General features: G+C 48.9%; 17 protein-coding genes. 3 read left to right on the top strand and 14 right to left on the bottom strand.

The genetic code is table 11. The features are described 5' to 3' along the window. Positions 1-18 precede the first annotated feature (18 nt). From BBD42_RS13030 to BBD42_RS13020, 3 genes are all read left to right on the top strand, one after another. Complete coding sequence (locus tag BBD42_RS13030) at positions 19-402, top strand: hypothetical protein (protein ID WP_099518482.1); 384 nt, start codon at positions 19-21, stop codon at positions 400-402. 95 nt (positions 403-497) lie between these two features. Beyond that, positions 498-1,673 (top strand): tyrosine-type recombinase/integrase, encoded by a 1,176-nt coding sequence (locus tag BBD42_RS13025; RefSeq protein WP_099518481.1) that lies wholly within the window; start codon positions 498-500, stop codon positions 1,671-1,673. A 136-nt stretch (positions 1,674-1,809) separates the two neighbouring features. Then, positions 1,810-3,540 carry a methyl-accepting chemotaxis protein gene (locus tag BBD42_RS13020; RefSeq protein ID WP_099518480.1) on the top strand — a complete coding sequence of 577 codons (1,731 nt, stop codon included), beginning with the start codon at positions 1,810-1,812 and terminating at the stop codon, positions 3,538-3,540. An 89-nt stretch (positions 3,541-3,629) separates the two neighbouring features. On the opposite strand, the gene BBD42_RS13015 is transcribed toward BBD42_RS13020, so the two are convergent. The 14 genes from BBD42_RS13015 to BBD42_RS12950 all read right to left on the bottom strand — a co-directional run bounded on the left by BBD42_RS13015 (position 3,630) and on the right by BBD42_RS12950 (position 25,335). Next, a complete protein-coding gene (locus tag BBD42_RS13015) occupies positions 3,630-7,352 on the bottom strand; it encodes an S-layer homology domain-containing protein (RefSeq protein ID WP_099518479.1) in 3,723 nt (1,240 codons plus the stop codon). A gap of 268 nt (positions 7,353-7,620) precedes the next feature. Next, a complete protein-coding gene (locus BBD42_RS13010) occupies positions 7,621-9,597 on the bottom strand; it encodes an AraC family transcriptional regulator (protein WP_099518478.1) in 1,977 nt (658 codons plus the stop codon). Positions 9,598-9,776: 179 nt separating this feature from the next. Next, positions 9,777-10,868: a Gfo/Idh/MocA family protein gene (locus BBD42_RS13005; RefSeq protein ID WP_099518477.1), complete on the bottom strand. Its 1,092-nt coding sequence runs from the start codon at positions 10,866-10,868 to the stop codon at positions 9,777-9,779. Between the two features lie 114 nt (positions 10,869-10,982). Next, entirely contained in the window at positions 10,983-11,852 is an 870-nt protein-coding gene (locus tag BBD42_RS13000) for a sugar phosphate isomerase/epimerase family protein (RefSeq protein WP_099518476.1), read from the bottom strand. A 24-nt stretch (positions 11,853-11,876) separates the two neighbouring features. Next, on the bottom strand, positions 11,877-13,412 hold the full coding sequence (locus BBD42_RS12995; RefSeq protein ID WP_099518475.1) for an ABC transporter substrate-binding protein: 1,536 nt from the start codon (positions 13,410-13,412) through the stop codon (positions 11,877-11,879). Positions 13,413-13,488: 76 nt separating this feature from the next. Continuing rightward, positions 13,489-14,382, bottom strand: coding sequence for a carbohydrate ABC transporter permease (locus BBD42_RS12990; RefSeq protein WP_099518474.1), 894 nt, complete (start codon positions 14,380-14,382; stop codon positions 13,489-13,491). A gap of 12 nt (positions 14,383-14,394) precedes the next feature. Further along, a complete protein-coding gene (locus BBD42_RS12985; protein WP_099521592.1) occupies positions 14,395-15,264 on the bottom strand; it encodes an ABC transporter permease in 870 nt (289 codons plus the stop codon). 337 nt (positions 15,265-15,601) lie between these two features. Further along, positions 15,602-16,408 carry an aminoglycoside phosphotransferase family protein gene (locus BBD42_RS12980; protein WP_237163463.1) on the bottom strand — a complete coding sequence of 269 codons (807 nt, stop codon included), beginning with the start codon at positions 16,406-16,408 and terminating at the stop codon, positions 15,602-15,604. Between the two features lie 537 nt (positions 16,409-16,945). After that, entirely contained in the window at positions 16,946-17,473 is a 528-nt protein-coding gene (locus BBD42_RS12975; RefSeq protein WP_099518472.1) for a hypothetical protein, read from the bottom strand. Between the two features lie 143 nt (positions 17,474-17,616). Further along, entirely contained in the window at positions 17,617-18,135 is a 519-nt protein-coding gene (locus BBD42_RS12970) for a hypothetical protein (RefSeq protein ID WP_099518471.1), read from the bottom strand. Positions 18,136-18,190: 55 nt separating this feature from the next. Beyond that, positions 18,191-20,326: an ABC transporter transmembrane domain-containing protein gene (locus BBD42_RS12965; RefSeq protein ID WP_150131545.1), complete on the bottom strand. Its 2,136-nt coding sequence runs from the start codon at positions 20,324-20,326 to the stop codon at positions 18,191-18,193. A gap of 222 nt (positions 20,327-20,548) precedes the next feature. After that, positions 20,549-22,177, bottom strand: a complete 1,629-nt coding sequence (locus tag BBD42_RS12960) for a response regulator transcription factor (RefSeq protein ID WP_099518469.1) — start codon at positions 22,175-22,177, stop codon at positions 20,549-20,551. Further along, positions 22,174-23,919 carry a sensor histidine kinase gene (locus BBD42_RS12955; protein WP_099518468.1) on the bottom strand — a complete coding sequence of 582 codons (1,746 nt, stop codon included), beginning with the start codon at positions 23,917-23,919 and terminating at the stop codon, positions 22,174-22,176. The genes BBD42_RS12960 and BBD42_RS12955 overlap by 4 nt, the downstream gene beginning before the upstream one ends. 195 nt (positions 23,920-24,114) lie before the next feature. Continuing rightward, on the bottom strand, positions 24,115-25,335 hold the full coding sequence (locus BBD42_RS12950) for an acyl-CoA dehydrogenase family protein (RefSeq protein ID WP_099518467.1): 1,221 nt from the start codon (positions 25,333-25,335) through the stop codon (positions 24,115-24,117). Between the last annotated feature and the right edge of the window lie 6 nt (positions 25,336-25,341).

Genomic DNA, 25,341 nt, shown 5'->3' with positions numbered 1-25,341 from the left:
CGTTAGGAGGAATTATAAATGAAAGAAAAGGTGTACATAATATTTTATGTTATAGGATTTTTTCCAGGTTTGTTGCTCGCCAAATCTTTAGGTATTCCATCTTTAATTGCTGGAATAATAGTCGGCGCAATAACTGGTGTGTTATCATCTTTGTTAGGAAATTATCTTTACAACAAGGGGTATATAATAAACCTATACTCCATAGTTGCATTCATTGTCAGTGCATTTCTATTTTACTTCTTTCTATTTTTCGTAGTAGCCGCATTATTGGGAGAATCAAACCCTGACGCTGTTGCCGTAGTTCCAATACCCATTGCATTATTCGCAGCGATGTTATATATGAAGAGAGAGTGGAAGAAATATCATGATTCGTTATCTAACGATGACGAAATTAATCAATAGCCCCTTAACCGGGGCTTTTATTGAAGGAAAGGATGCCTGTTTATAGGGTTCCTAACTTAGATTTCCTTAAACCTTAATTCAAAGGAGGTGGCGTTATGGCCAGCATCAAGAAGGAAGGTAACACTTGGCGATATGTCATTGATTTACCTCGCGATCCCGTAACTAATGCTAGGCGCCAGAAAAAGAAGCGTGGTTTCAAAACAAAAAAAGAGGCTGAGGCTGCAGCTGCTACTGTTTTGTACGAATTATCGAATGGCATACATGTAGAAGAAACCGATCAAACATTTGAACAATACAGTAGCCACTGGTTAGAAAAGTATGAATTGCTTGGTGGTGTAAAAGAAAGCACCGTTAGAATACGCAAAATTGAAGTGAAAGTATTATTGCGATATTTTAAGCTAGTGAAAATAAAAGATATTACAAAAAAGATGTATCAAGCGGCTATCACAGATATGAAAAAGTCTGGGATGGCAGACACCTCAATCAGAGGTACACACGGTACAGCGCGCATGATTTTCAAAAGTGCGATGGAAGATGGCATAATTAAAGAGGACCCTACGCAATATGCTAAAATACCTCGAAAATTAGAGACCGTCGACGATATTGAAAACCATGTTCATATTCCAAAATATCTAGAAAAAGAAGAACTTGATCTATTCCTAAAAATAGCGTTAGAACAAGGATTAGAAGGGGATTACGAAACATTCTTAACACTTGCATATACCGGCATTAGAATTGGGGAGTTCAGCGTTTTACGTGAAACTGATTTTGATTTTGCTGAGGAGTCATTGAGTATATCCAAAACTTACTACAATCCCGCTGGAAAGATAAGTGAATACAAGCTACAAACGCCAAAAACTAAAACGTCAAAAAGAAATCTGCAAGTAGATCCTCTCGTTGTTGATGTTGTCACCAGTTATATTAAAAAGATAAAATCTTTTAAAATGCTCCATCGCAACACGTATTACGACAAGGGATATATATTTATTAATCAAAACAAATACCCTGGTTACCCAATGCCTACCGGCCACTATCAAACTCGTATGAAAAGGATTTTGAAATTAGCTGGCCTTAATTCTAGCCTAACCCCCCACTCTATGCGTCACACTCACACATCGTTGTTAGCAGAGGCAGGAGTGCCATTGCACGAAATCATGGAACGGCTTGGACATAAAGATGACAAGGTAACCAGACAAGTCTACCTGCACGTGACTAAAAAACGCAAAAAAGAAGCAGCAATAAAATTCGGAGAATTCATGCGATCCACTTAAATTTCATACCGCGGTGACCATTTTGTGACCATTAGACACTTCCATACCAGAAAAACCCCAGTATATAAAGGGTAAATCTACATTTCACCGATATATATTACATGCTAGGTGACTTAGAAAGAGAGGGCGGGATTCCATGTTAAAACTATCTTTACGCTGGCGGCTTGCTCTGCTTGCTGCAATTCCGCTTATTGCGTATGTGCTGTCGAGCTTGTACTACCTGAACGGGCAGCAGCAAATTGTGCGTACGATGACAGAGGAGATTTATGACACATCCAATCAGGTCAATTCACTGATTTTGAATGCAGACCGTGACATGTATCAAGCTTATCAAGCGTATTTAAAAGTGGAGTCTGGTACGTTGAACGCGGCTGAAACAGAGGAAGCCCGCAAAGAGTTGTCCGAGAATATCGCGCAGGTATCCGAACGTGTTGGACAAGCAAATGTTATTATTGAAGCGCAATCTTTGAAAAAATTGGCATATGGCGAGTCTGGCCGCACGATTGAGGATATTTTGGGCCAGTTTCAGCCGAAATTTGAATTATGGTCCTCTGCTGCCGTACAGGCTGCTGCCGGGGGCCAGCACCAGTTCCGCAATGCCGAAATTGACGACGCTTTTAAATCCAGCCGCTCCGGCATTGACGAGATTGGAGAAAGCTTAGACAAGCATTCGGAGCTGACAATTGCGGCCATCAACAAGCAAGTAAAGCAAAATCAACTTGTAGCTTTCATAGCAACTACTTTAGTTACGCTTCTTTTAGTCGTCGTTGTTATCTTCACCGTCCGTCAAATTATGCGGACAGTCCGCACGATTGTCGCCAAATCCAACCAAGTAGCGGCGGGAGATTTGACCGTGCAGCGAGATGAAAATCCTGGAACCGATGAGCTTGGCCGCATATCAGCTGCCGTCGATCATATGATTGACACGATGCGCAAGCTCATTAGCGGCATTTCGGAGTCTGCGATCGAGGTGAGCGCTGCCTCCTCCCAGCTGACAGCCGCATCACAGGAATCGACTGAGGCGGCAGAGCATACCGCGATTCGGATTCAGGAGGTTGCTCAAAGCTCGATGGTTCAAGCAAGAACGGCGCAGGAGACGTCCCGTGCGATTGAAGAGATGGCGGTAGGCATTCAGCGGATTGCCGAAAATACAACTTCCATTGCGATGCATTCCTCTGGAACGTCAGAGCAAACCGAGCAAAGCCAGCAGGCATTGAATACGCTCGTTAACCAGATGGAGGACATTCGCGCCGTCATAACGAAGCTGTCCGAAAGCATTCATTCCCTTGAGCATCGCTCGCAGCAAATCGGCAAAATCGCTCAAAATATTACCGCATTCGCCGGTCAAACGAATATTTTATCACTGAACGCCTCCATTGAGGCTGCACGTGCAGGGGATCAAGGCAAAGGGTTTGCCGTTGTGGCAGAGGAAATTCGCAAGCTGGCAGCAGCCTCGCTGGAATCAGCAGAAAGCATCAATACGCTCGTAGCTGGCACGCGCAGTGAAATTGCCAGTGCATCGAGCTATATGGCGACAACCGTCCAAGAGGTCGAAAATGGCGGCGGACAGCTGAACGTCGTGCAGGAGCGGCTTAATGCCATCTCTATCGCGATTGAGCAAATTGCGAATCAGCTCCATGATAATTCGGCTATTGCTGAGCAATTATCCGCAGGCTCACAGCAAATTAGCGCTTCGACAGAATCAGCTGCGGCAGGAGCTTCCTCCAATTTGGAGAAAACCGATGACGTGGCGGCCGCAACGGAGGAGCAGCTTGCACAGATGGAGCATATCGCATCATCGGCCCAAGCGCTGAATCGCATTGTCGGCGATCTGGAGGCGGCTATTTCCAGCTTTAAAGTGAACTAACGAAGGCTCCGTTTAACGGGACCGCTCAAAAATAAAGCAAAAAAGCAAGGCTCCCCAACGATTCGGGGAACCTTGCTTTTTTTCATTTCCTATTGCTCTTGCAAAAGCTTCGCAATAATTGTAGCTATTTCAGCCCGATTGATCGATTGCTCCGGTTTGATGGAACCATCCTTATAACCGCTGATCAGTCCATGTTCTGCTAACGCTTGAACCGCTTCCGCTGCCCAGGCCGAAACGCTGTCGCTATCCTTGAAGCCGCCTTCGCCACTTGCTGTGCCAGCAGCAAGCTGCCCCTTAATCGCACGATACAAAATGACAAAAGCTTCCTCGCGGGTAATTTCCTGATTTGGCTTAAAGCTGCCGTCAGCAAATCCGCTCACAATTCCTTCATTGGCCAAAGCATTTACCGAACCCGCATACCAAGCTCCTTCTGACACATCATTAAATTTCGATGAGCCAGCAGCCGCATCCAGCTTCAATAAGCGGAAAATAATCGTCATAAACTCTGCACGATTCATCTTTCTATCCGGCTGGAATGTACCATCGGGATAACCTTTCATAAGGCCTTGGGCCGTCAGCTTGCCAATTGCCGCTCCTGCCCAGTGATTGCTGACATCCGGGAATGAAGGCGGATTCGTACCTGTTCCTGGATTTGTTCCCGGATCCGTTCCTGTGCCCGGCGTAGTGCCTGGATTCGTCCCATTGCCTGAGCCGCTTCCTGAGCCCGAGCCTGGATTCGTTCCCGGATTCGTTCCCGGATCTGTCCCAGGGTTCGTTCCCGGATCCGTTCCGCCGCCGCTGCTTGCTTTGGCAGGAACGATAACGGAACGAACGATGACAGCGCTGGTCTGATCCGACAGCCGCGTCACTTCCAGCTCCAATTGAACCGTTGTCGCTTGCTCTGGCGGCGTAATCGTACCATCGGTACCAATTACCGCACTGTTGGAAGATTTGATCGCTACTGTGAAGCCTTCTGGGGCTTCCGGCAGCGTCAACTGTACCGCTCCTTGAGCTGGTGCCGCTATTTCGCCCAGACGGTTAGCCGCCTGCGCCGCTGTCTGCTCCTTAGCAACAATCATAATCCAGCTAATTTGCGGATCAGGAGCGCCGCTGACCGCCCGACGAATCGTCAGCGCCAGCTTGCCGTCAGACACATTCACATCTTCGTAGCCAAGTACATCTCGCGAAGCGCTGAATGTATAGCTGTTCGTTTTAATTTCATCATTAATAATGATTTGAGCTTTGCGTGTGCCAGGATTATATTGCGACCATGGATCATACAAACCGACATAAACATCGTATTCGCCATTCGCAATATCAAAACGGTACGGCAAATCATCGCCTGTTCCAGACTTTAAATAACGCAGCGAAGCGAACAAATCGCCACTAGCCGTACCAGAGGTTAATGTATTGTTACCCACATAACCCCAATTCCGGCCGTTATCCGGGTCATATTGCTGATCGATCGCTTCTTTATTAATAAGCGTATCTTCCATGTAGGAAATCATGTCGTTATAATCGGCTGTCGCCGCGCCTCCGGCATGAACGAAATAAGCGCTGCGATCCGGTACCACATAAATTTGCTGTTCAATCGTTTTGGTGCTCGCCCCGCTAAGCGTACCCTTCAGCGTCACGATGCCCGGTTTGGCGAATAGCTCCGGCGTTGCATTCCAAGCAATTGCAGCCGTCGTTTGCGAACCGCCAGACACTGTAATTTGCACCGTATTGGGCAGTACAGGCACTTTGCCAATCGAGGTTTGCGTAGGCAATGGCGTATCAATCGTAATACGTCCCATTGCACTTAGCTCATCCAGCGTCCATTCATCGCGCCAGCGCAGCGCGATTTCATCATTTTGGCCAAATTCGATCGGCAGCCAGATGTAACGCGAATTTTTCAGGTCATTTTTGTCCCAGCGATCACCCATATAGAGGAACTTGCCCGCTGCTGGATCAATCGGAAGAACATGCGTGCTTTGCGAGCCAAACGTCGTGGAGCTGCCCGGCGCTACATCGCGCATTGGCTTCCATTCGCCGAAAATATTATCGGCAACGGTGTATTTCCCAAGGTTTGGATCCCAACCGGTTGCCCCGGACGTAATCATATAATATTTGCCTTGATATTTGAACAAGGCAGGCGCCTCGCGCTGTCCTCCCGGAAATACCCGGACGTAATCGACACCATATTCGGCTTTGTATACGGTATCGCGCTCGACATTGCCGTCTTTATGCCAACCGACAATATCGGTGTACTCTTCATTCAGCTTGGAGATGTACATCGTCATATTTTCCTCGCTGGAATAGACGAGGTAAGCTGTGCCATCATCATCTTTGAACAGCGTCATGTCCCGCGCCATTCCCGGCTGGTTAGGCTGCCCATTGTAGGTGGCGTCCGCAGGAGCACGGTCCATCCGGTGGCTTTCGCCATAGACGAATGGTCCTGTTGGCGAATCGCTCAAGGCATACCCAGCTTCCGCCTTTGCATAGTTGGCTGTCGATGTTTCCGACGGACCATCCGTATGCATCCACATGACGTATTTCCCGGTTGCATCATTGTAAATGACCTTTGGGCGCTCGATAATGCGATTCGTCCCAATATCATTGAAAATGCTGGCTTGATCGGTTCTCCCTGCATAAAGCTGGGAAATAAGCGGATCATTCGTAAAATCATCCATCGACTCAATCGCAGTCAACGCCAGACCATGATCCTCCCAATTGTATAAATCGGTTGAGGAGTATACCCGAACGCCGCGTGCCGGCAAATAGCCATTGGTTTTATCCTCGCCATACCAATAATATTTTTGCGTATGCTCATCATAAATGATGCCGCCGCCATGCGCCTGAATAAGCGCACCGCTCGTATCATTCCATACCGCGCCCGGCTTAAACGATGTATTCGGCACATCCAGCGATAGCTGGGCAAGCGCCGCATTCAATGAAGCGATAGCCGCGCGAACCTGCTCCTGCACCGCCGGGTCCTGCATGTCTGTGCCATTCGCAGATAGTGCATCAAACACATCCGAAGCAGCAGCGATTGCATCATTTAGCACCTGTACGCTATAGCGTGTGTATTTCACATCCAATGCCTCGCTTCTTGCCTCATCCAGCTTATCTCCCAGATCGGATAACGGGATTGTGACATTCAGACGGACAATAATATAGCTAAGCATTGGATCATTATAATTGCTTAATGCTGCAGTAGCCGGACCTTGAACGCGAACCTGCATTTCATTGCCCGTTAGGCTTACATTTCGATAAGTAACCTCCTTCACTGCGTCATACTCGCCAATGCTGTATTCACCAGAGAGATTTGTTCCGTTCACAACCATATTGACACTGCGGCCGCTCCACGGATTTTTGTATCCAAACGTAATATCATAGCGGTCTTCCGGCAGCTCGAATTTGTATTCGATCGCCTTATCCCTTACTTGCGTGCCATTATAATAACGCAGCGTCCCCAGCTTCGTAGAAGCATCGCCTGTTCTTGCAGCTGTTGCAGTCGTCACTAACCCCCATTTTTTCCCGGTTACGGCATCCACTCCATATACCTGCTCGGTTACGGAGGAATACAGCCCAAACTTATCGGTGCCTTCTACTGTAGATGGCGTTGGGTCCCCTGCATTCACAAAATAAAGAATATAGTCGTTATCCTTCAATTGCTGCTCAGTAAAATCATCACGTACCGCTGCGCTCACATTAACCGAATTGTCTCCGTTTTGCGGTTCATCTGCCGCATAGGCAGGAACAGCAGATACGAACATGGACAGCACCAATAAACAGGAGCATGCGGCCGAAAGCCATTTTCGCTTGTTCAATACGATGAATCCCCTCTCTGTATATAGATCACCCCAAACATGTATGCGTTTACAAAAAAAGAGTGCTGGAGCGTCACAATGGATTGTAACCAACCATTCGCAATCCTTCAATTGAACAATTCGGAGCAAGCTGAACCACTGCTGTTCCCGCAATTTGTTCACCCAAGTTTCATTTGTTCACACTTCGCTATTCGCGCATGTGAACGGGCATTCACTCAGCAAAAAGCCAGCTGTTATAGAACAGCTGGCTAGCTTTAATATAAAGTTGCTATGCCTTCGGCGCACCCTCGAGCAGTTTCTCCACGATAAAATCAAGCTGCTTGTCCATCGAATAAATATCGCTGTAATATGCAAGTCCAAATTCAATTTCGACATAGCGGTCTTCTTTTACGGCTGGGATGCTGTTCCAAATTGCGTTTTCGGACAGATCATCCATACCTGAATACGAGGAGCGGAATATATAATCGCCCATGTATTCCGGCAGCACTTCCATCGATACGATCTGGTTGTCGCCTTTCCCCGAATCGATTATATCTTGAATTACTTTCGGAGCTTTCATTCCGAGGTATTCATAAATAATTTGCGAGCCGCGGCCAAACTGCTTGCTGGCGACAACTGACATTTCCTTCTTCCCGCCTTCAATAATAGAAACGGTCTTGTCATAAACGCCTGCTGCTTTCAGCTTCTCCTTGCTCTCTTCCACTTTCTTATTGAAGTTGTTCAGCAGCGCCTTAACTTCCTGCTCCTTATTAAACACCTTGCCCAGCATATTCATTCGTGATTCCGTCGTCTTATCGTTAAACGGCTGAATGAAAACCGTTGGAGCAATATCACGCAGCATGTTATACGTTTCCTCAGAAGGTGTAATAATCAAGTCAGGATCAAGCGCAAGCACCGCTTCAGGATTCGGCTCGAACCATTTGCCAAGCGTTTGAATGCCTGCAAGCTCCTGCTCGAACGCCGCTCCTTCGTATACATCCGAAACACCGACCGGCTTCACGCCCATGGCCACTACATCGCCAAGCATGTAAAGTACAACAACGCGTTTCGGCTCGGCAGGCACTTCCACATCGCCTTTCTCTGTGCTGACGATGCGTGTTGCTGCTTCCGCAGGAGACGCTTGGCTGCTGTCATTTTGCGCAGGTGACGCTGATTCCGTCGTATTGCCCGGCGAAGGAGAAGCTCCAGCGTTCGTGCTCGTATTCGCAGTGCCTGATGAACAGGCACCTAGCAATAGCGTTAACGTAAGCAATAAGCTAATAGCGAGACCCGATGTTGTATTTCTTTTCATTCGAACAGACCCTCCACGTTTATATTGATAATGATTATCATAATTACCAATATAACGCGCCAGCTTGCCCGTTCCAATGGATTTTTCAGATAAGATGAATGGACGATCTTCTGAAAGCCGCTTGTTGCGTTCCCGCTCTTGAAAACGAACGGGCGATAAGCCGGTATGTTTTTTGAAAATTCGGCTGAAATAATACACATCCGCGTAACCAACCTCAAGCGCAATATCATTCAGTGCCGCATCCGTGCCAATGAGCAGCTCAGCCGCACGCTTCACCCGGATTTGAATCAAATAATGGATCGGACTTGCTCCCGTATGTTCTTTAAAGCGCATCGATAGATGCCGGGAACTGTAATTCAGCTTTTCACCCAGCGACTCCAGCGTAATGGCCTCCTGAAAATGCTCCTCTATGTAGCGGATGGCCTGCGTAACGAGGTCCGGCTTGCTCACTTTAATGCCCTGCGTCTTCATTTGCCGGAGCAGCTCATGGATAAATTGATAAAATAGCCCCTTAATCTGGATACGGTCCAAATCATCTGCTTGCTGCCACGCTTTCCGAATCAAATCCAGCGGACGAAGCAAGGGCAGCGGCTCCTGCGGCTGAAAACCATATTGCAGCGCAAATGGCTGATGCCGTTCCATCAGCCGCGCCAGCTCTTTATTGCCCGGCAATGCATATACCGCCCGGTACAATAGCAAATAATATTCAAACTCTTCCTCCGCCCACACATCCAGCCGCATGCCCTTGCCGCCATGCAAGATATGAAACCGCTGAGCCTCATGCTCGTCGCCGTCCAGCTTCAAATGCCCAGCACCGCGCACACTGTAAATGAAGCCGCTTGACGGCAGCAAATAATCCTCCAACAGCTCCCCTGGCTGCATGACGGCATGGCGAATATCCCATATTTTTATAGCCGCCTGATTCCATAACTTTATATGCTCGTCCAGCTTCAATTCCCCAACCTCCCCACTCCCTGCCTTAAAAGAACCGCTCGATCTATCTCTTAGTCCCTATATTATAATTGATAAATCTTCTCATTTACAATGAAAATAACGATAAGCTTCATTAATATGCAAAAAAGCCCGCAGCTTCGGCTAGGCCGAATATCGCTGCGGGCTTCTTTGCATGCTTTTTACAAATAAATCTCTTTGCCTGTCGCTGCCGATTCGTAGATCGCTTCCAAAATTTGCGTCACCACGAAAGCCTGCTCTGGCTTCACAAGCGGTTCCCTATCATGGATAACCGCCTCCAGCCACTGCCGAGCCTCCTTCGTACCCGGATCATTCGAGCCGGGGCCGAAATACGCAATGCCGGGACCTGCAGCCGCCTTCGTTTCCATCAGCTTGCCGAACTGGACGTTGTTGAAGATCAGCTCTCCAGCATAATCCGCGCCTTGCTTCATCTCTGCGCCGCCGTTCGTGCCGTAGAGCGATGCCTTCGCTTCCTTCACATCTGTCGTATTCAAAGCCCAGGAGCTTTCAAGGAAAATCGTTGCGCCATTTTCCATCTTAATGAGGCCAAATGCGGAATCTTCTACCTCCAGCTCCTCTGGCTTCCACGGACCGAACATATTGCCCTCCGGCTTATCCCGCAGCTTGTAGAACACCGAGCCGCTGACGGACTTCGGCTTGTAATTGTCCATAAACCATAACGCCAAATCAAGCGCATGCGTGCCAATATCGATCAAGCAGCCGCCACCTTGCTGCTCCTTGTCGGCAAATACGCCCCATGTCGGGAGCGCCCGCCTGCGGATCGCATGGGCTTTCGCCATATACACTTCACCGAGCGCGCCTTCCCGGCAAGCTTGATGCAGCGTCTGGGAATCGTCATTCCAACGGTTTTGATAGCCAATCGTCAGCTTTTTGCCTGTCCGATCTGCCGCATCCAGCATTTTACGCGCTTCTGCCGAGTTAATCGCCATCGGCTTCTCGCACATTACATGCTTGCCTGCCTCCAGCGCATCTACTGTAATAAATGAATGCTGCAAGTTGGGCGTCAGCACATGGATGATATCAATAGAGCTGTCTTCGAGCATCTGTTTATAGTCGGTATACGTTTTGGCATCCTCTGTGCCGAACTGCTGCGCCGCTTTCTCTGCCTGCTCCGGGATAATATCACAGAATGCAACCATATCAACCAAATCGCTATTGTTTTTCAGTGACGGCATATGCTTCTGAAAGGCGATGCCTCCACAGCCTATAATGCCTGCTTTCAATTTCCCCATCGTTTGCAGCCTCCTAAGATGAAACGGCCGAAAGCCGTCTTTTGGCGGCAAAGCAACCGTTTCGCGATGAAATATAAGCATAGTTATAAATGTGAGCATATAAATTTTTATATTTTAAATGAATGTGCGCAAATACTCCAGATCGTTGCGGACGCTGGCAAGCTTATCCGCGGATTTCCCTTCATTTTCAACCAATGCATATTTCACATGGCCAAGCTCCTTGATCCTCCCATACACATGGGCAAAATCGAAAGCTCCTGTACCGAGATCGACAAAGTCCGAGGGCACGATATATTTGCGGTAAACATCCATCAGCCCAAGCCCTTCGTCGCCGTTCGCTTGAATGGATTCGAATAAATTAAGCGGGCCGGACAGCTGCTTGCTGAAATCCTTCTGATGAATCATATCGCAGCGGTCGCCGACTCGCTCCATTACTGCAATTGGATCAACCCCGGCCCGCATCACCCACACGAGATCAAGCTCAAATTTCAAATGCAACGGATCGGTATGTGCGGCTAGTATATCAAACAGCGTCGTGTCGCCATCCGCCTTAAATTCATGGGCGTGATTATGGAGGTAAAGCTGGAAGCCGCGCTGTGCAAGCTTGCCGCCAAGCTGCTCCAGCTGCTCGGCGAGACGCAGCGTGCTGTCACGGTCGTCCATCCATACGGATGGCAGCACCAGCGACGTACAGCCAAGCTGTTCATAATAATCCATTAGCTCATCCCAACGATGGGCGAGCAGTTCCTCGCCGGGCATCGGCCCCTCATGGGCTGCGATGGCCTTTAGGCCGGAGGCCGCCAGCTCGGCGGCAACCTCCTTGGCCGGAAACTCATCGCTGAACCGCGACATTTTCACCATATTGAAGCCTAGCATTTCCAGATGGGTATAGCCTGCTTCCGCAAGCTTGCGCAAAGTGCCGTAATAATCTTGAGCAAGCTGCTCATAGACGGAATAAATGTTGATGCCTGCTTGAATGCTCATGCCAGACCTTCACTCCTTCGAATTTTATTTATTGGCTGCCGCCCACTCATCCAGCTGCTTTTGTTTTTCGGCCACGATTTTATCCATGCCTGCTGATTTTAGCTTCGCGATGTATTCTGGCAAATATTTATCCGGGTCAAGCGTACCGTTTTCCAAACCAATCTTGAATTGCTCCTTCACGTTCTGAACAGCTGCCACTTCTGTTTTGACAGGATCTGCTGTAAAGCTGAAGCCCAGCGCTTTCGATTTAACCGCCGATTTATTGAACTCATCTAGCTTCGTCCACAAATCTGCGCTGTCCCCTTCCCAAATATGGGAAAGCAACTGATTGCCCCACATCCAGCCATGCGTCGGGTTGTAAGTCGAGCTGGAGGAATCTACGCCAGCCGGGAAGCCGATAATATTGCCCTCTTTCACTTCATAGTGCTTGCCTTTAATGCCGTAGTCGATCAGGTTAATGAGGTCAGCATCCGAGTAAAGCAGGTTCAGGAACATCATGGCGCGCTCAGGGTCCTCGGAGTTTCTTGCAATGCCGAACATAATGTTAGCGATCGAGGAAGTCGTCGAAATCGCTGGGGAAATACGTGCTGCAACGAGCGGTGTACCTGTAAGCAGCGACTCCTTGCTCTCGTAGCCAGGCTTCATATGCGCCATGAAAGCAAACGCCTTGTTAGCCTTGATCAATTGCTCGGAAGTCGTTTGATTCGTTGAAATATCTTTAGGAATAAAGCCCGCGTTGTACCAATCTCTTGCTTTTTTCACCAAGCTCGCATATTCAGGGGTTTCGTACCAGTTTACGACTTTCAGCTCGCCATCAAAGCCGACCAGTACACCATTCTCGTCGCCAAGCGGGTCAATGACGCTGCCCACCATCGATTGGATAACCGAGAAGCTTGGGCCTTCCGGCAATACAGCTGCCATGCCCGGTTCATTGTCTTTAATCGTTTGGTAAACAGCCGTCAAATCATCCAGCGTCTTAATCGCATTGACATCAATTTTGTATTTGTCTACGATGTCTTGGCGCATAACGAGGCCATAATCTGCTGCCCAGTCGCGCACGCTTGGAATCGCGTAAATTTTGCCATTCGAGGAGCCGGCTTTGATGACATCTCCGCCAACAACCTTTTGAATATCTTGTCCGTATTTTGCCAGGAGGTCATCCATCTCTACGAGCTGGCCCTTAGCAGCCTGCGTGCCAAAGTTAAGTCCTGTGCCCGTTACGAGAATATCCAGCGGCTCATTGCCCGCCAGCATCAGGTTCATCTGCTGCTGCCATGCCCCGATATCAATAGGAAGGAATTTAACGGTTGCATTGATTTTGGCTTGGGTAATTTTATTGACTTCGGCTTGAACCTCAGCCAAATCCTTCGTATTGCCGATGCTTAAGAAAGCCACCGTCATTTCATAAGGCTTGAGTTCAGACGCTCCGCCTGTTTCTCCACCTGCAGCATTCGTTGCTCCGGCATTCGATGTTGAACCGCCGCTGTTGCCGCCACATGCTGCAAGCACCAGCATAACCGTCAGCAGCATCGCCACTATTCCATTTGTCCGTTTTCTCATCTCTGCAACCTCCCTGTTTGTTCAAGCTTGTATGCTAACCGGCTGAAAGCCGTGAATAGCCAGACGTTTAACAGCATTAACCTTTAACGGCACCAATAACAAGCCCTTTGACGAAATATTTTTGGAAAAAAGGGTATGCGCACAGCAGCGGCACTACGCCGATAACCGCCATGGCCATCCTTACCGTTTCCAGCGGAATTTGCGCATTGGCTACTTCCCCCGCATTCAGCGTTGAGGCGTTGTTCTGAATAAACTGGGCGTTGAGCAAAATCCGGTTCAGCAGGTTTTGCAAACTGAACAGCTTGCTGTCGGTAATATAAATGAGCCCGTTAAACCAGTCATTCCAATAGCCAATCGTCTGCATAAGGCCAATCGTTGCGAGGATCGGCAGCGACAGCGGCAAAATCATCTTGAAGAAAATTTTGAATTCTCCAGCACCGTCAATAGAAGCGGATTCAATAATCGCATGCGGGATCGAATTTTGGAAAAACGTCCGCATAATGAGGACGAAGAAACCGTTCGTCAGCAAGCCTGGAATAATTAGCGCCAGCAGAGAGTTTTTCATATCGAATACCTGTGTGTAAATCAGATAAGTCGGCACGAGTCCGCCATTGAACAGCATCGTGAAAAAGACGTAGAAGGCGAGCTGCTTTTTCATGGGCATATCGCTGCGCGACATCGGGTAGGACAACAGCGCGGATATCGACAGCCCGATGAACGTTCCAATTAACGTGACGAAAATCGTAATCCCGTATGAACGCGTAATATTTTCAGCATCATTCCATAAAAACTTGTAAGCATCCAGACTCCACTCGCTAGGGAATAACGAATAACCGTCTTTGACAATGGACGCTTCGCTCGTAAAGGAAGTTGTGAGCAGCAGCACGAATGGCATTAGACACATGAGCACTACAGCGATAAAGAAAATATGAATCGCGGCTTGAAATATTTTTTCCTTCGTATTTACCATGGCCCTAACCTCCTAGAACAGCGCATTGTCGCGGTTTCGTTTACTTACAATATAGTTGGACAGCAGCACGAGCACAAAGCCAACAACGGATTGGTACAAGCCTGCAGCTGAGGACATCCCGATATCGCCAAGATTAATGAGCGCACGGTACACATACGTATCAACAACATTCGTTGTGGAAAGCAGCTCGCCAGTGTTCAGTGGTACTTGATAGAATAAACCAAAATCCGAGTAGAAAATACGTCCAATTTGCAGCAGCGTCATGATCGTAATTACGGGTGCAATAAGCGGAATCGTAATTTGCGTAATTTGGCGCCATTTGCCTGCTCCGTCGATGGTAGCGGCTTCATAATATTCCGGATCAATGCCGATGATCGCTGCAAGATAGATGATGCAGAGGTAGCCGACATTTTTCCAAACGTTGACGATGACTAGAATGATCGGCCAATATTTAGGCTCGCTATACCATGAGATTGGATCAATTCCGAAGAGCGGAAGGATCTGTTTATTGATGAATCCGGTTTCACCGCTCAGCATGGCGAGTACCAAATAACCGACAATAACCATTGAGATCAAATAAGGAATGAGCACGATGCTTTGATAAAAACGGGCGGCCACTTTTTTCTTCACTTCATTAAGCAAGATGGCAATGCCCACCGCTATAATCAGGTTTAGTATAATAAAAGATATGTTGTAGAGCAGCGTATTGCGGGTAATAATCCAGGCATCTTCGGTTTTGAACAAGTATTCAAAGTTTTTAAGGCCGATCCAATCGCTGGCCAAAATGCCTTTGGCAAAGTTGACATCCTTGAACGCAATAATGAGCCCCAGCATCGGCAAGTAGTTGTTAATGAACAAATAGATGACTCCGGGAATAATCATAATGAATAATGGTGCGTAACGTTTCAGCCTTTTCAATACGGGATTTTGTGCCCGTCTTACTTCCGTCTGCTGCTCCGCTGGTTTTGCTGTCGCTGTGCTTGCAGTCGTCGCCATCGCGGTTCCCCCTTCACTTCTTCTACCTCTATCTTAGTTTTTCGCGGGCAAGCACACTACGACTAAACCGACTTCTTCGTTGTCATCTTCCGACATCTTGAAGGAACGGGGCGAATAATACGTATGAGACTGGCGCCAACACAAAAAAACCAGCGGTATGCTAGAACTGGAAAATAAAGTTCTAGCATACCGCTGGCTTTTTGAAATAATGCTAGCTTAATATTTAATTCAATATCCAATCATTGAAATGATCGGTTACAAATTGAATCTCGCTCTCATAGTGGGCCAAGTGACCCTCATCAACCATTTTCTTAAAGGCAAGATTTCCTTCGGCAGCACCCTTTCTCAACGTATCATACATGGTAGTCAATCGTTGAATAATCCACTTACAAAGCTCGTTAGGGACGGGAGTTCCATACGAATCAAAAAACAACTGTATCCGCCGACGGCGCTCAGCTGAGTGTACATTCGATTGATACTCTACCGTTGTTCCCGAAGAATGGTCTGGTGCGAAGCTCGCAAGCGGAACTGATGTGTAAAGAGCATACGCAATGTCCCACATGCGCGGACCGGGGCCAGCCATGTCAAAATCAATCAGCGACACAGGAATCCCCTCTTGAAAAACCACATTGTACAACGCTGCGTCATTATGACAGATCACTTCGTGCTCACGATCGTCAATATAACTAAGCTGCCATTTGCTCTTTGTTATAAGATTAGATCCTACAGTCGCATCATGGAAACGCCGTAAAAGACTTGCTAGACCCACAAGCGTTTCATCCGACCACATGTAAGATTCAAGTTCAGGGTAATCGTTACCTGGAGATTCACCTGGAACGAATGTTAATATTTCACGATCAGAATCGTCGATTCCGAGAAATCTTGGCGCTCCCTCAAACCCTTGCTTCTCTAAATGTTTGAGCAGTTCATGAACACTATGACTCCAATAACCAGTGGGTCGGAGAACAGTATTTTCCTTTCGAATAATGTGATTAACATTCCCGCCTCTTAATACTTCTTCCTCAGTCACTATGCCTACCTCCTCCAGCTCATTAGCCTAATGAGATTCATTTATATTCTTCTGGCCCCCGTACAATAGCTTGAACAGAACAGGCTTCTTTCAGGCAGGCCACTATATGACACAATCTATAATAAGCTTACCACTTGAAGGATATCGGTTATTTGGGAAAGAAAATAAATATTCCCCATGAAGCTCAGCTCCATAGGGAATATTTGGCGAATTCAGTTCATCATGAAGCCGGATATGAAACGCAAAATTCAATTTTTAGCCATCGCAAGCTTCTTTAGCCTAAGAGGATGTGCAGCCTCTACGCTTGTACTCGCAAGGCTTCATTTGCCTGAACGATTTTGCCAAAACCGCTGCCTTTTTTGATATCTTTCTTGCCAAGACCGATTGGCGGGATCATGTGCTCGCCTCCGTTCGTGCTTCATTTCACTATCGCTTTTAGGAAGCGCCTCTGAGAGCGCTAAACAATCAAAAGCTTGCTTCATAATAGATTAGCTGTTTGGGAAAGTAATACATACGGATAACCTTCATTATCAAAGGTTAGGGGCGAGTCCTAGCAGTTCGTTTCTGAACGTAGCCTTCGAGCTCGCTAAAGGGGATTTTGTAAAGCATAAGATGAATTACGGGTGACTTCGATGCGTCTCGCAGCGCTGTAAATTTGGACAGCAGCTTGTCAAGCTGGCGATCATCCGCCCTCACCCAAAACTGTACCTGTTGGACGTCAGGGCTTGATTTCTTCATTAATTCAATGAGCGCATTCAAGCCGTGAGCAAACAGCCTGGTGCCACGATATTCCTTGCGGATAAAAGCAATCTCGATCTGGCAAATATGCTGATCCTCATAATCATGCTCGCCCGTCCCGCAGACGAAGCCCGCAGCGCCTGCAATCTCATAAGGCTCCTCACTAAAAAGCAGCAGGCCTTTTCCCAAAATGAGCGGCCCTCCCATAAAGCTTAGCTTCATCGGGAAGGAATAAGGCAGATTCAGTTCAGCATGATGCTGAATCAGAAACGCAGCGTACGCCTCTTCATCCATTTCAAGCGCACAGGGACGAAATATAAACGACATTAGTTCGCTTGGGCTCTCAATGCTTCATTAACCTTAACAATCTTGCCGAAACCGCTGCCTTTTTTGGTGTCTTTGTTGCCAAATCCGATTGGTGGAATCATTTGTCCGCCTCCATTCCTAGATAATTTTTCCTACAAAAACGATTATACTGGATTGGTTTTTCTTAGCATAGTACCAATTTTTCTAATTTCACCGCTAAAAACCGTTTCTTCTCCAAGCGCACCCTCGCGCTTGTACTTTTCTTGTACAAACTTGGCATACATCCGGCAAAGCCGCTTATTTTCCGACAAGGCTGCGAGGCTCAGCTCCTGTACCTCCGGTCGACTCTCCAACACATGATGGACTAGAAAATTCAGCCCTTCTGCAAACAAGCGCGTTCCCCGATGCTTTTGCTCAACAATGACCATATCCACAAAAACTACTGCTTTATTCTGAAAATCCTGCTCCGGCGTCCCATAATAAAAACCGGAAATGCTATTTATCTGGTGCAGCTCATCCAATCCTACAATGATCTGTCCCTCTGTCAAATAAGCGTACAGCAGCGACAACGTGTCCATTGTCGTATAAGCGGGATGCAAATCCCGCCTGTGCTTCAATAGAAACAAGCTGGCCTTTGCATAATCCTCATCATTTTCACACCGTTTAAAATACGCCATTGCCACCTTAAATCCCCCCTCTCTGCACCTGAAAATGTTCCCGCTCTGCTCTGCCGCTGCGCTATATTCTTTGCTGAAGCGTTTGCTCCAGCATATGCAGCAGCTGCGGATGCTCCTTCGTCAGCCGATGGAACGCTTCGCGCCGCATCGACAGCAGGACGCCGGAACCGGCTGCCTTTACCGTGGCAGTGCGCGGAATGTTCCGCAGCAGGGCAATTTCTCCGAAATGGTCGCCGTCCTGCAATACCGCTACCTTCTTATCCTCTTGACCCTCAAACATCTTCCATATTTCAAAAATGCCGCGAACGATAATATAAAACTTATCGCCCTCCTCGCCTTCCCGTACAACCGCTTCGCCTTCCCTGCACGTTTCGGAGGTGAATAATTCAGCTGCGCCTTCCAGCAGCTCGGGACCCATTCCGGCAAAAAACGGCAGCTTCGCAAGCCGCTCTCCTCTCACCGACGCATAACGTCCATCTCCCGATACATGGAAGCCATGCTGCTTCTCCCATAGGCTGCTGTAAAGCCCTTGCTCCCTAATCAGCTGCTGATGGGAACCGCTCTCTGCCACTTGACCGCCCTGAAATACAAAAATTCGATCCGCATTTACGACAGAAGAGAGACGGTGGGTGACTGCTACGATTGTCTGAGTACCCTTTAATTGTTCAATAAGGTGGTTAATATCCGCCTCAGCTGCCGGGTCCAGCGCCGATGTTACTTCATCAAGCAGCAGCAGCTGCGGCCTGCGAAGCAGAGCGCGTGCAATGGCAATACGCTGCCGCTCCCCGCCTGATAAGGAGCCGCCTTCATGGCGAATCCAGGTGTCGTAGCCATCCGGCCAGCCTGCTATGGTGTCGTGGATGCCCGCCTGCTTCGCAGCTGCAATCATGTCCGCTTCCGCGATATCGTCGCCAAGCAGCAGGTTTTCCCTCACCGTCATATGGAACAAAAATGTGTCCTGCGAAACAAGCGCAGCGTGCTGTCTAAGCGAGGCTTCGCTAATGTCCTGAAGGGGGACATCTTGGATAAATATTTTTCCCTGCTGGGGATCATAAAAGCGGGATAACAGCTGGAGCGCTGTGCTTTTGCCCGATCCGCTTGGGCCAACGAAAGCAACATAGCTGCCAGCTTCGATCTGGAGGCTGACATCTTTCAGCTGCGGAATGCCCGCGTTGTAGCCAAAGGTGACCTGTTCCATGCGCAGGGATAAGCTCGTGTCCGGCAGTAATGCAGGGTGCCCGGCTGCTGGCAAATCTGGCTTGCAGGCCATCATTTCATCGATACGCTGGAAGCTGATGTTTGATTCGATTAATTGGGGAACGAGAAAGGCCAGATTCGAGCCCGACTGCCCCACGCTCATAAACAAGGTGAAGAAGGCGATAAAGCCGCCAACAGTCATCGCATCATGAAAAATTAAATAACCGCCGAAGCCCATCATAATTCCATTGAGTAGCAGCAAAGCCGTTAAAGGCAGCCGTTCCATTAAAGAGTTACTAATATGAAGATTCATGCCTGTCTTAAACAAAGCCGTAATTTTGTTGTCGCCCCTTATGCGAAACCGGCTTTGCTGATGCAGGCCCCGAATCGTTTTGTGCCCCTTGGCCATCTCATCGATCATATTGGAGAAGCGCTCCTGCGCCTCCTTGTACTCCCGATTCGCCCGCTCCGAGCGCTTCTGCACAAGCTGCGGCAGCACAAACATGAGAACCGAGCCCCCGAGCATGGCAAGCGTCAGCTTCCATTCCAGTGTAAACAGCATAATAAGCCCAAGCGCTACAGCAAGCAATTCTTTGAGCAGCATCGGGCTGGAGCCGCGAATCACCCGTTCAATGGAGCCCATATCAGCCGAGAAGCGGGTCACTAAATCACCAACCCGATAACGCTCGTAGAAAGGCAAGGACTGGAGCTGGATATGAGCAAACAGCTCCGTTCGCAGCTTGCGAACGACCTCTCCAGCCAGCTTGCCTAATGAATAGTCCGACACTGCACCGGCAATGACATTCAAGATGCCCCCGCCTAGCAAAATAAGCATAATGATAATAAACGCCTGAAAGTCTCGCGGTGTAAAAGCTTCATCCACCAAATATTTCAAGCTAAGCGGCGAAGCCACTGTATAGGCTACTTCTATTAATAGTGTGAATAAGAATACGCTGCTCAGCAGCTTGTATTCGGCAAATCGGCGCATTATTTTGATCATTGCTTGCAAATCCGCCAGCACCTCCGCCCTAAGTCTGATCTATTTATAGTTGAATACTGGAAAAAAAGCAATACTAATTCGCAGCCGCCCGGATGCTTTTTGGTAAACGCACAAAACCCTCCATTCCACAGCGGATGGGAGATGGCTTACTAGCTTGCCATACGCCTCGCTACCCGTGGAACTGAAGGGCTATTTTAGATTCGTAAGAGGAAAGGGGGCAAATCAGCTTCCCTTTGCCTGCCCACTTTGCTGGAGCTTGCGATATTCCTGCGGCCCGACCGAAGTCGCTTTTTTGAACATTTTCGAAAAATGCGAATAGTTGCCGTAGCCCAGCTCATAGGCAATGCTTGTAATCGCCAGCTCCGTCTTCGCCAGCATTTGCTTCGCGAGCGCTACCCGCTCCTGCAGCAAATATTCGGAAATTGTCAGCCCTGTGTCCTTCTTGAACAGGCGGGCCAAATAATCCGGATGCAGGCATACATGGCTGGCAATATCCTCACGCGATAAATCGTCGCTCATATGCTTGGCGATGTAATGCTTGGCCTTGTCGACGACGGTCTGCGTCTCATCTACGCTATTCAGATTGCCGCTGACCTCATGAATGAGCACAGCTACCCACTCCGACAAGTCAGTAATAGACCGGGTTACGGCATCTACCCGCTTCATCAATACCATTGCGGAAAATACCTGATGCGCCCGCAGTCCCTTCGCATGCAGCACCTGATGCACCATTTGCAGAAAATCCTCATAAAAGCTGCGCAGCCACTTGGCATCCGCCTGCCCCGACTGTTTCACGCCATCCAAGTATTGAGCGATTTCCTCCAGCATTTCCTTCCCGCAGCCGAGCTTGAGCATTTCCGCCCAGCCGCTCATCACAGGAAGCGGGGCAACATCCGTGCTGATGCCGCAATTGACGGGACTAAGCCTTTCGTTCGTGCGCGTTACATTGCGCGACTCCATCTCAACGAGCTGCTCGTACATCTCGCATATTTCCTCTACAGGTACTGAGCTTCCCATATAGCAGCATAAGTCGCAGAAAAAATAACGGTTGCACGCCTCGATATAGGAATCGATCTGCTCATGCAGCTGCTCGCCTTCCCCCTCCTGGCGAATAGGCAGCAGCGCGAGCAGTGCCCCGCTGCGCACCTGAATAATTCGTCCCAGCCCGGATTTCGCGAGTATCATTTCCTCAAATGAATTGCGCAGCGCATATTCCATAATCTTCTCCTCGCGCAGCGTCAGCTCCTTATGCCAGCGCTGAACGCTAATGAGCACCGGCTTATAGAGCGGCAGTTCCTCATAAGCAATGTTATGCTTCGCCAGCGCCTCGCGAATTCCATCCTTCGTCGAAGGAATCGAGCGGCTAAGCAGATCCTGCCAGAAGCGCTCCATAAACATCGGCTGGTACGATTCCCACAGCCGGTAATAATGCTCGTACATGTCTGCGAATTGCAGCTTCTCGCGATCATGATCGGCTTTCGCCAGCTTGTCCAGCGCGCGCTTGACCGTGCTGGCCAGCTCGGGGTAACGGACGGGCTTGAGCATATAATCGCAGCTGCCTAGCTGAATCGCTTTTTGCGCATAGGAGAAATCCGCATGGCAAGTAAGAAACATCGCCTCCGTCTGCGGGTAATGGATTTTCACCCAATCGAGCAGCTCGAAGCCGTTGCCCTGCGGCATTTCAATATCGCAAATAAGCACATCGATTTTGCTGTCGCTCATAATTTCCTTAGCCGTTCGGATATTGTAAGCTTCATGCACGACCGATATGCCAAGCTCCTCCCATTCGACGCCTGCCTTAATGCCCCGTACCGCATGCCGCTCATCATCGACTATTAACAGCTGTCTCATCCTCGTCGTCCCCCTGTCTCTTCTGGTTGCATCGGCAGCCACAGCTCTACGACCGCCCCTTGACCAGAGCTGCCGCTAAGCGCCATGCGTGCTGCGTCTTGATACAGCAGCCCGAGCCGCTGCTTCACATTTTGAATGCCGATATGATCGCCTTCTTCATTGCTCAGCTCCATATCTCGCTGGAGAAGTGCCAGCACCTGCGGCGGGAAGCCTTCCCCCGTGTCCTCGATGCGGACATAAAGCGTATCTTCATTGTGCGCTTTGGCAGTAACGGCAATGTGAACCTGCGTATCCGTATTTACCGCATGCTTAATTGTATTTTCCACAAACGATTGAATGACTAGCGGCGGGATAGGCACCCTGCCAAGACTGTCATCTGTATGGAAAGCGAAGGTCAAATCGCCCGGAAAGCGCATTTCCTGAATGCGTAAATAATTCATCGTATGGGCAAGCTCATCAGACAGAGACACGAACGACAGATTGCTGCGGAACATAAACCGGAAATATTGGACCAGGCAATGCGTCATTTCCTGAATAAGATGAAAATCCTTCACCTGGGCCAAATTATAAACAATGTTAAGCGAGTTAAGAAAAAAATGGGGATTGATTTGCAGCTGCAAATGCTTAAGCTGTGCTTTTTTGTTATTCAGCTGCTCCTCCAGCACATTGACCTTGAGCTCCTGAATTTGCGTAATCATGCGGTTGAACGATTCGTTCATCACCTCAAATTCGAACGTGGAGGACGGTTTCGTAATCCGCACATCGAGATTGCCATCCTCGATGCGGCGCATCGCCATAATAATGCGATTGACTGGAACAAGCACCAGCTTGCGCAGCAGCAGCAAAATAATCGGCAAAATGATCAGCGCTCCAAAGGAGATGAGCGAGACGATGCTGCGCAGAAAGGGAAGCTTCTGCAGCACAACGCTGTCGGGAATAAGGGCGACAAGCCCGAAGCGGCCTCGCGAGGAGCGCTCGCCGACTGCGATAAATTGGTCATCGCTTCCCGTAAGCTGGTAGCCTTCATTCCCGCTGCCGCTTGGTTCAATCGAAATGCCGCCATCCAGCGGCGTATCGATAATGGGCTTCATACGGTCATCCGTCAGAAAGGCCCGGCCATTTTCACCCAAATCAATTAAATGCAGCGGTACCATCAACTGATCGACATTGCCCATCGCGCCTATATAAATGTCGCCGTATTGAATGACATAGGCTAAATAATCACCGTCAGCCATATGCTGGACGAACCAGTCCTTCTCAAGCGGCTTCTTCGCAAGCTTGATATGATCTAAAATGTCCTGCTCCATCGCGGCTCGGGTAGCATAATCCGGGACTATGCTGAACACGCTCATCATATCATCGTTCACCGGCGAGTAAATGAAAAAGATGTCCATCGACTTATAATTGGGCAGTTCCTTTCTCATTTGGTTGCTGAGCTGGATTTTCTCGAACGTATAGCTGTCGGGATTTTGCTCGCGCGGCTGCTCCAGTACGAGCAGGCCCGTCTCCATCGCCGCTATATTAAACAAATATTTCTCCACATCCTCCAAGTTGCGGTCAATTTGACCCATATAGAGGCTGATCAGATTTTTATTGGACTGGGCGACCTGATTCCGTACGACATTAATCGCATACAGATTGTTGTAGATCATGAAGGATACAATCGGAATGACAAGCAGCAGGAAGCCGAACAAAAGCTTAAAGCGGAGCGTGCGATAAAAAAACGGATGTCTGATTTTCATGCTTTACCCCTCTCTCTTCTGCCGCTTGATCAAAGTATAGTATTTTTTGCAAGCGTTTTCAATAATATCATTATTCCTGCTTGCTTCTTCGGGCCTAGCTAATCACTACCTAAACACACATAAGGAAGCAATCCAAATGGGACATTCGGATTGCTTCCTTGTTTATGCTTGTTCGTGTTTGATTGCATTTCTAAGCTATAGTCCCAGCTCATGCTTGCCCGCCGCCTCGCGCTGCTTGTCTACCGGGTCATGCAGCGTGAGCGTTCTGGCGTTGCGGTAATAGCGGTCGAAATTGCAGCTTCTGGTCGCTGAGCGGGCACCCATAATTTGAAAAATTGCATTCGTTACGTCGAGCGCGGTGTCGGTTGCGATGATTTTGGCGTGGGACGCAGCTGCTTGAACAGCCCTGTGCAGTTCCGGATCACCTTGCCGCACATTGACTGCTTGGAGCAGACGTGCGCCGCGAACTACCAGCTGCTGTGCGGAGGACAGCTTGGCCGCCATTTCGCCTACCCGGAGCTGCGCAATCGGGTCCTCAGCCGCCGTCTTGGCCTCTGACCAAGGCCTTGCTTTCTCCTTCAAATAGGCAGCAGCCTCCCGAAAAGCGCCAATCGCAATCCCGACATATTGGGCTGCAAAATGAATATGAAACTGTGCTGCAAAAAAAGGAGCATGGGCGGCATAAGCGCCTGGCCCTCCCATTACATGCGCTTCTGGAATAAAAGCATCCTCGGCAATGACGGTTCCGCTTCCGGTTCCGCGCTGCCCGATGCCGTCCCAATCATTATGGATCGTAATGCCTGCTCCATTAAGCTCTGCTATAGGCATCATATACCGTTCATCCTGATTGCCCGGCGCATCATCGGACACCGAGCGCCAAAACGCCCATTTGGCGCCGGGCGAGCCGGTTGCAAAAATCTTTTTTCCATTCAGCCGGTAGCCTCCCTCTGCTTTGCGAAGCGTATTAGCCAATACGAAACGATTCGCCCCTGCCTCGCTCCCAAAACTCCCGAATAGGTGGCCGCGCCGGACTTCCTCGAAAAAAAATCGCTGCTGCCCCGCATCCCCCATCGCATGAACCAGTTGTACCCCCGTATTGTGCAAGGCAAATACTTGCGAGGTGGATGAGCACCATGAAGCTAGCTCCATCAGCGCCAATACGAGCAGCACAGCATCTCCCTTGTAGCCAGCGCCGAAACCGCCGAACGCCCCAGGAACAGACAGATTTTGCAAGCCTTCGCTCTTAAGCGCAGCGAGCGAGGAATAAGGATACGTTCCTTCGTTATCCACCTGTATGGCAGCGGGCCCAATGCTTTGCTTGCCTATTCGGCGAAGCTGGGCGAGAAGCTCCGCTTGGCGCTGCGTGTATTCGGTCTGCTCCACAAGCTGGAGGAGCAACTCGTCGTTAAACATCATCGTCTC

It is taken from the genome of Paenibacillus sp. BIHB 4019, from assembly GCF_002741035.1.
Taxonomy (GTDB): Bacteria; Bacillota; Bacilli; order Paenibacillales; family Paenibacillaceae; genus Pristimantibacillus.
This window is presented reverse-complemented; position numbering and strand designations above follow the sequence as displayed.